Origin of the sequence: Tabrizicola sp. (assembly GCF_034366665.1) — a bacterium.
Taxonomy (GTDB): domain Bacteria; phylum Pseudomonadota; class Alphaproteobacteria; order Rhodobacterales; family Rhodobacteraceae; genus Tabrizicola.
The window spans coordinates 23,267-30,039 of the sequence record NZ_JAXMMF010000039.1; the positions used below are offsets into that span (position 1 = coordinate 23,267).

Annotated in this window: 7 protein-coding genes; all 7 read left to right on the forward strand. The window is 66.3% G+C overall.

The features are described from left to right. Nucleotides 1-57: 57 nt before the first annotated feature. Entirely contained in the window at nt 58-384 is a 327-nt protein-coding gene (gene trxA / locus U1E69_RS05190) for a thioredoxin (RefSeq protein WP_295078151.1), read from the forward strand. Between the two features lie 96 nt (nt 385-480). Continuing rightward, nucleotides 481-1,434, forward strand: coding sequence for an NAD(P)H-binding protein (locus tag U1E69_RS05195; protein WP_322243304.1), 954 nt, complete (start codon nt 481-483; stop codon nt 1,432-1,434). 57 nt (nt 1,435-1,491) lie between these two features. Continuing rightward, nucleotides 1,492-2,280: an SDR family oxidoreductase gene (locus U1E69_RS05200; protein WP_322243305.1), complete on the forward strand. Its 789-nt coding sequence runs from the start codon at nt 1,492-1,494 to the stop codon at nt 2,278-2,280. Nucleotides 2,281-2,457: 177 nt separating this feature from the next. Further along, nucleotides 2,458-4,599, forward strand: coding sequence for a polyribonucleotide nucleotidyltransferase (gene pnp / locus U1E69_RS05205; protein ID WP_322243306.1), 2,142 nt, complete (start codon nt 2,458-2,460; stop codon nt 4,597-4,599). A 128-nt stretch (nt 4,600-4,727) separates the two neighbouring features. Beyond that, on the forward strand, nt 4,728-5,330 hold the full coding sequence (locus U1E69_RS05210) for a L,D-transpeptidase (RefSeq protein ID WP_322243307.1): 603 nt from the start codon (nt 4,728-4,730) through the stop codon (nt 5,328-5,330). 55 nt (nt 5,331-5,385) lie between these two features. Further along, a complete protein-coding gene (locus U1E69_RS05215; RefSeq protein ID WP_322243308.1) occupies nt 5,386-6,603 on the forward strand; it encodes a GTP-binding protein in 1,218 nt (405 codons plus the stop codon). Beyond that, nucleotides 6,600-6,773: DUF6525 family protein (locus U1E69_RS05220; protein ID WP_322243311.1), on the forward strand; the 174-nt coding region annotated here is incomplete at its 3' end. The genes U1E69_RS05215 and U1E69_RS05220, both read left to right, overlap by 4 nt.

The window sequence follows — 6,773 nt, forward strand, 5'->3', positions numbered from 1 at the left end:
CGTCCGGCTTCCGGGTCCATACCTTCCCAACCCGACAAATCCCGTAGGAGAACGATCATGGGCGCTGCCACCGTCGCAGTCACCGACGCCACCTTCGATGCCGAAGTCCGCAAGTCGCCGATTCCGGTCGTCGTGGATTTCTGGGCCGAATGGTGCGGCCCCTGCCGCCAGATCGGCCCCGCGCTTGAGGAACTGGCGACGCAATACGCTGGCCAGGTCAAGATCGTGAAGGTCAACGTTGACGAGAACCCCGACAGCCCCGCCGTTCTGGGCGTCCGCGGCATCCCGGCCCTGTTCATGTTCAAGGACGGCCAGGTCGTGTCGAACAAGGTCGGCGCCGCGCCGAAGGCCGCGCTGGAAAACTGGATCAAGTCGGCGATCTGATCCCGGCTGACAGCTTCCGACGCCCGGTCCTGCAAAGGTCCGGGCGTTGCCATGTCGGTCGATTGCCACGCGGAACGGCCATGCTAGACTGGCCGCATGGCTTCGCTTTCCATCCTCCTCCTTGGCGGCACCGGCACCATCGGACGGGCGACCGCCCAGGCGCTGCGGGCCGAGGCGCATCGCGTCACCGCCCTGATCCGCCCCAACGCCGACGCCAGCGCGCTTCCCGGCTGCACGCTGATCCGCGGTGAGGTCACCGACCCCCGCGCCCTCTCCCAGGCCATGACCGGGGCTGACGCCATCATCTCCTGCCTTGCCAGCCGCACCGGGGCCCCAAGGGACGCCTGGGCCGTGGACCACGCCGCCAACTTGGCCGCGCTGCAAGTCGCCGTCGCAGCGGGGGTCCGCCACTTCGTCCTTCTGTCGGCGATCTGCGTGCAGAAACCCCTGCTGGAGTTCCAGCGCGCCAAGCTTGCCTTCGAGGCCGAGCTGCAAGCCGCGCCCCTGGACTGGACCATCGTCCGCCCCACCGCCTATTTCAAATCGCTCTCCGGCCAGGTCGCCCGCGTGCAGGAAAACCGCCCGTTCCTTGTCTTCGGAGACGGCAGGCTGACCGCCTGCAAGCCGATTTCGGACGCCGACCTTGGCCGGTTCCTGGCCCTCACCCTCACCGATCCCTCCAAGCGCAACCGCATCCTTCCCATCGGCGGCCCCGGCCCGGCGATCACCCCCCTTGACCAGGCCGCGATGCTGGAGCGTCTTTTCGGCCGCCCGGTCCCGGTCCGCCACGTCCCGGTCGCGCTGATGTCCACGATCATCGCCGGACTTGGCGCCCTGGGCACCGTCTCCTCCCGCTTTGCCGCGCGGGCGGGACTGGCCCGCATCGGGCGCTACTACGCCACCCAGTCGATGCTGGTCTGGGACCCCGCCACACAACGCTATGACGCCGACGCCACGCCCGAATTCGGCTCCGACCGGCTGGAGGATCACTACGCCGCCATGCTGCGGGGTGACGTGGCCGACGACCGGGGGGCGCATGCGATCTTCTGACCTGCCGTCACTTCGGCCCGCCAGCCTTGACCCGTTCTGCCACCCGAAGGAAAGCCCATGACCGGCATTGCCCTTGTGACCGGCGGCGCGCGGGGCATCGGGCGGGCCATCGTCGACCGCCTGCTGCGGGACGGCTGGACGGTCGCCCTGACCCATGTTCCGGGGGTCGAGCCGCCCGAGCCGCTGCTGGCCGACCTTGCCGGACGTCCCGCCACGCTGCACCCGCTTGACCTGCGTCTGCCCGCCAGCATCGCCGCCTGCCTGGCCGAAGTCGCGGCCCGGCATGGCGGCATTGATGCCCTGGTCAACAACGCCGCCGTCGGCACGGCCACCGTTGCCGCCTTCACCGAAAGCGAAGACCAGCGCGATGGGGTCATGCTGGCGATCAACGCGGCCGGGACCCTGGCGATGTGCCGCGGGTTCCTGGCCGCCACCGGCACGACCGGCCGCGCGCGCAGGATCGTCAACCTGTCCTCGGTCGGCGGGGGGATCGCCACCTTCCCCGGCTTTTCGCTGGCCGACGGGATGAGCAAATCGGCCGTCGCCCACCTGACCCGCCAGCTTGCGGCCGAACTTGTCCATGACCCGGTGGATGTCTTCGCCATCTGCCCCGGCGCCACGGATACCGAGATGTTCCGCCAGTCCACCCTGAACCAGATGTCCCCCGCCGACCGCGACCGCTTTATCGCCGGATTGCCGAAAAGCCGGCTGATCCAGCCCGACGAAATCGCCACCCTGGCCGCCTTCCTGGTCTCGCCCGCGTCGACCGTCCTGCATGGCGCGGTGATCGACGCCTCGATGGGCCTTGGCGTGCGGCCCGGCCTGATCAGCGAAACCCGGCACTGACCGGACCAATGCCCCCAACACCATTGCCGCACAGCGGCTTTTCCTGTATGGCCCGCGCCATCTGAGACGTGCGGCCCGCCCCCGGGGCACATGCAAAGGATACGGGGGAAGGGCGGCAATGGGGCCGCCAGACAACGAGGGCACCGGCAGGGGCCGGGTCCTCAGAGGAAACGATACATGTTCAATGTGACCAAGAAATCGATCCAGTGGGGCAATGAAACGCTCACTCTGGAAACCGGGAAAGTTGCGCGCCAGGCCGATGGGTCGGTGATCGCCACGCTGGGCGAGACCCAGGTGATGGCCAACGTGACCTTCGCGAAATCCGCCAAGGAAGGTCAGGACTTTTTCCCGCTGACGGTTCACTACCAGGAAAAGTACTACGCAGCCGGCAAGATCCCCGGCGGCTTCTTCAAGCGTGAAGCGCGCCCGTCCGAGAAAGAGACGCTGACCTCGCGTCTGATCGACCGTCCGATCCGCCCGCTGTTCGTCGAAGGCTTCCGCAACGAAGTGCTGGTCATGGCGACCGTGCTCTCGTGCGACCTGGTCAACGACCCGGACGTCGTGGCGATGATCGCCACCTCGGCGGCGCTGACCGTTTCGGGCGTCCCGTTCATGGGGCCCATCGGCGCGGCTCGGGTCGGCTTTGTCGACGGCAAATATGTGCTGAACCCGGCAATGGACGACATGACGCAGCTGCGTCTGAAGCCCGAGCAGCGGCTTGACCTGGTCATCGCGGGCACCAAGGACGCCGTGATGATGGTCGAATCCGAAGCTTACGAGCTGACGGAAGAGGAAATGCTGGGCGCGGTGGTCTTCGGCCACGAGCAGATGCAGCCGGTCATCGACCTGATCATCGACTTCGCCGAGACCTCGGCCAAGGACGCTTACGACTTCTCGCCGCCGGATTTCTCGGCGCTTTACGCCAAGGTCAAGAAGGCCGGTGAGTCCCTGATGCGCGCCGCCTTCGCGCTGCGTGACAAGCAGGAACGCACCACGGCCATCGAAGCCGCCGTCGCCGCGATCAAGGCGAAGATGAGCGACGAAGACCAGGCCAACCCGAACCTCTACCCGGCGATCAAGCAGCTGGAATCTGCGGTTCTGCGCGGCGACGTGGTCAAGAACGGCAAGCGCATCGACGGCCGCGACACCAAGACCGTCCGTCCGATCGTCTGCGAAACCGGCGTCCTGCCGCGCGCGCATGGCTCGGCTCTGTTCACCCGGGGTGAAACCCAGGGTCTGGTGGTGACCACGCTTGGCACCGGCGAGGATGAGCAGATCATCGACGCGCTGAACGGCAACTACCGGTCGAACTTCCTGCTGCACTACAACTTCCCGCCCTATTCGGTCGGCGAAGTGGGCCGTGTCGGCAGCCCCGGCCGTCGCGAGATCGGCCACGGCAAGCTGGCATGGCGCGCGCTGCAGGCGGTTCTGCCTGCGCCGACCGACTTCCCCTACACGATCCGTGTCGTGTCCGAGATCACCGAATCGAACGGCTCCTCCTCGATGGCGTCGGTCTGCGGTGGCTCTCTCTCGATGATGGACGCGGGCGTGCCGCTGAAAGCCCCCGTGGCTGGTGTCGCGATGGGTCTCGTGCTGGAAGAGGATGGTGACTGGGCCGTTCTGACCGACATCCTGGGCGACGAGGATCACCTCGGCGACATGGACTTCAAGGTCGCGGGCACCGCGGCGGGCATCACCAGCCTGCAGATGGACATCAAGATCGCCGGGATCACCCCCGACATCATGAAGCAGGCCCTGGCGCAGGCCAAGGACGGCCGTCTGCACATCCTGGGCGAAATGGCCAAGGCACTGACAGCCCCGCAGGGCTTCAGCGAATATGCCCCGAAGATCGAGACGATGCAGATCCCGACCGACAAGATCCGGGAAGTCATCGGCTCGGGCGGCAAGGTCATCCGCGAGATCGTCGAGCTTTCGGGTGCCAAGGTCGACATCAACGACGACGGGATGATCAAGATCGCCTCGAACGACCAGAAGGCCATCAAGAAGGCCTACGAGATGATCTGGTCCATCGTGGCGGAACCGGAAGAAGGTCAGGTCTACACCGGCAAGGTGGTGAAACTGGTCGACTTCGGCGCCTTCGTGAACTTCTTCGGCAAGCGCGACGGTCTGGTGCACGTGTCCCAGATCGCCAACAAGCGCCTGAACCACCCGAACGAACTTCTGAAGGAAGGCCAGGAGGTCAAGGTCAAGCTTCTGGGCTTCGACGACCGTGGCAAGGTGCGCCTTGGCATGAAGATGGTCGACCAGGAAACCGGTGAGGAAATCACCGAGAAGAAAGAAGAATCCGCCGAGGGCTGAACCCCTCGTCTGGCGTGAATGTGAAGGCCCCGTGGGAAACCGCGGGGCCTTTTCCGTCTTGTCTCACAGCTTCTTGTGGTGCGCGTGACCCCGTGTTCCCGCAAGGATCAGCCGAAAAGGACCAGAGCATGACCTTCACCCGCCGCACCTTCGTCGCCACAGGCCTGGCCTCCGGCCTTGCCACCGCCCTGCCGCTGCGCGCCTTTGCCCACACCGAGCAATCGGCCGAAGACTGGGTCGTGCCCGAAGAGTTCCTGCCCCGCCCCGTCCGGTTCTCCGAGCCGCAGGCCCCAGGCACGCTGATCGTCGATCCGGATTACTTCGCGCTGTACCATGTCCTGACCGAACGGCGCGGGATGCAGTATTCGGTCGGTGTCGGGCGCGGGAACCTGTACGAATCCGGCGTTTTTACCGTGGGCGCCAAGAAGGAATGGCCCAGCTGGACCCCGACGGATGACATGATCGCCCGCGACCCGGACCACTATGCGAAATGGGCCGACGGGATGCCGGGCGGGCCGAAAAACCCCTTGGGCGCACGGGCGCTGTACCTGTTCGACGATGCGGGCGGCGACACCTTCCTGCGCATCCACGGCACGCCCGAGCCCTGGACGATCGGCTCGGCCGTGTCGAACGGCTGCGTGCGGTTGGCAAACCAGGACATCGCAGAGCTTTACGATCTGGTCGAACTCGGCGCGCCGGTGCTGCTGTTGCCGAGGGAGCAAGGCGCCTGACCGCTTGAACGTTATGATATAACATACTACAACCTCCGCCAACCCGGAGGTTCCCATGTCCGACACCCGCCTGCCCGACACCCGCCTGCCCGTCACCGTCCTGTCCGGCTTTCTTGGCGCCGGGAAGACCATGCTTCTGAACCATGTCCTGAACAACCGCGATGGTCGCCGGGTCGCGGTGATCGTCAACGACATGTCCGAAGTGAACATCGACGCCGACCTGATCCGCGAGGGCACCGAACTGTCGCGCGCCGACGAAAAGCTGGTCGAGATGTCGAACGGCTGCATCTGCTGCACCCTCCGCGACGACCTGCTGACCGAGGTCCGCCGCCTGGCCGACGAGGGGCGGTTCGACTACCTCCTGATCGAAAGCACCGGCATCGCCGAACCCATGCCGGTGGCCGCGACCTTCGACTTCCGCGATGAGGCGGGGGACAGTCTCTCGGACGTCGCCCGGCTGGACACGATGGTCACGGTGGTCGATGCGATCAACCTTCTGCGCGACTTTTCCAGCCATGATTTCCTGGCCGACCGCGGCGAAAGCCTTGGGGACGAAGACACCCGCACGCTGGTCAACCTGCTGACCGACCAGATCGAATTCGCCAATGTGGTGATCCTGAACAAGACCCGTGATGCCGGTCCCGCCGCCACCGATGCCGCACGCAAGATCATCAAGGCGCTGAACCCCGACGCCCGGCTGATCGAGACCGACCACTCCCGCGTCGAGCCAGCCGCCATCTTCGACACCAATCTCTTCGACTTCGACCGCGCCGCCGAGCATCCGCTCTGGGCCAAAGAGCTGTACGGCTTCGCGCACCACACGCCCGAGACCGAGGAATATGGCATCAGCTCATTCGTCTACCGCGCAAGGCAGCCCTTCCATCCCGGCCGCATCCATGCCGTCCTGAACGGCGACCTGCCCGGCGTGATCCGCGCCAAGGGGCACTTCTGGCTGGCGACCCGACCCAATTGGGTCGCCGAGTTCAGCCTGGCCGGAGCCGTCTCCTCCGTCACCCCGCTTGGCGGCTGGTGGGCCTCGGTCCCGCGTGAACGCTGGCCCACCCACCCCGAGGCGCTGCAAGAGGTCGCCGGCAACTGGCAGGAGCCCTGGGGCGACCGGCGGCAAGAGATCGTCTTCATCGGTCACGGCATGGATGAATCCGCCCTCTGCAAGCGGCTGGACGCAGCGCTGATCCCGGCAACCAGGTTCACGCCCGAAGCCTGGACCAACCTGCCCGATCCCTTCCCCAGCTGGCGGCGCAACGCGGCATGACGAACCTTCGCTCGCCCCGCGCCCGCTTTCGCGCAATCGACCCCATGTCCGCCTACGACCGGCTTCCCCCCGACCTGCGGACATGGCTGGCCGAGGCCGCTCTTCCCTGGAGCGCGGCCTCGGTCCTTCGGCTGTGGCAACGGGCGATCAGGGAAACCGGCTGCGCCAGG

Bases quoted from the DNA above. Each gene is read 5' to 3' on its own strand.
- trxA (WP_295078151.1), top strand. From the start codon at position 58: ATGGGCGCTGCCACCGTCGCAGTCACCGACGCCACCTTCGATGCCGAA.
- U1E69_RS05195 (WP_322243304.1), top strand. From the start codon at position 481: ATGGCTTCGCTTTCCATCCTCCTCCTTGGCGGCACCGGCACCATCGGA.
- U1E69_RS05200 (WP_322243305.1), top strand. From the start codon at position 1,492: ATGACCGGCATTGCCCTTGTGACCGGCGGCGCGCGGGGCATCGGGCGG.
- pnp (WP_322243306.1), top strand. From the start codon at position 2,458: ATGTTCAATGTGACCAAGAAATCGATCCAGTGGGGCAATGAAACGCTC.
- U1E69_RS05210 (WP_322243307.1), top strand. From the start codon at position 4,728: ATGACCTTCACCCGCCGCACCTTCGTCGCCACAGGCCTGGCCTCCGGC.
- U1E69_RS05215 (WP_322243308.1), top strand. From the start codon at position 5,386: ATGTCCGACACCCGCCTGCCCGACACCCGCCTGCCCGTCACCGTCCTG.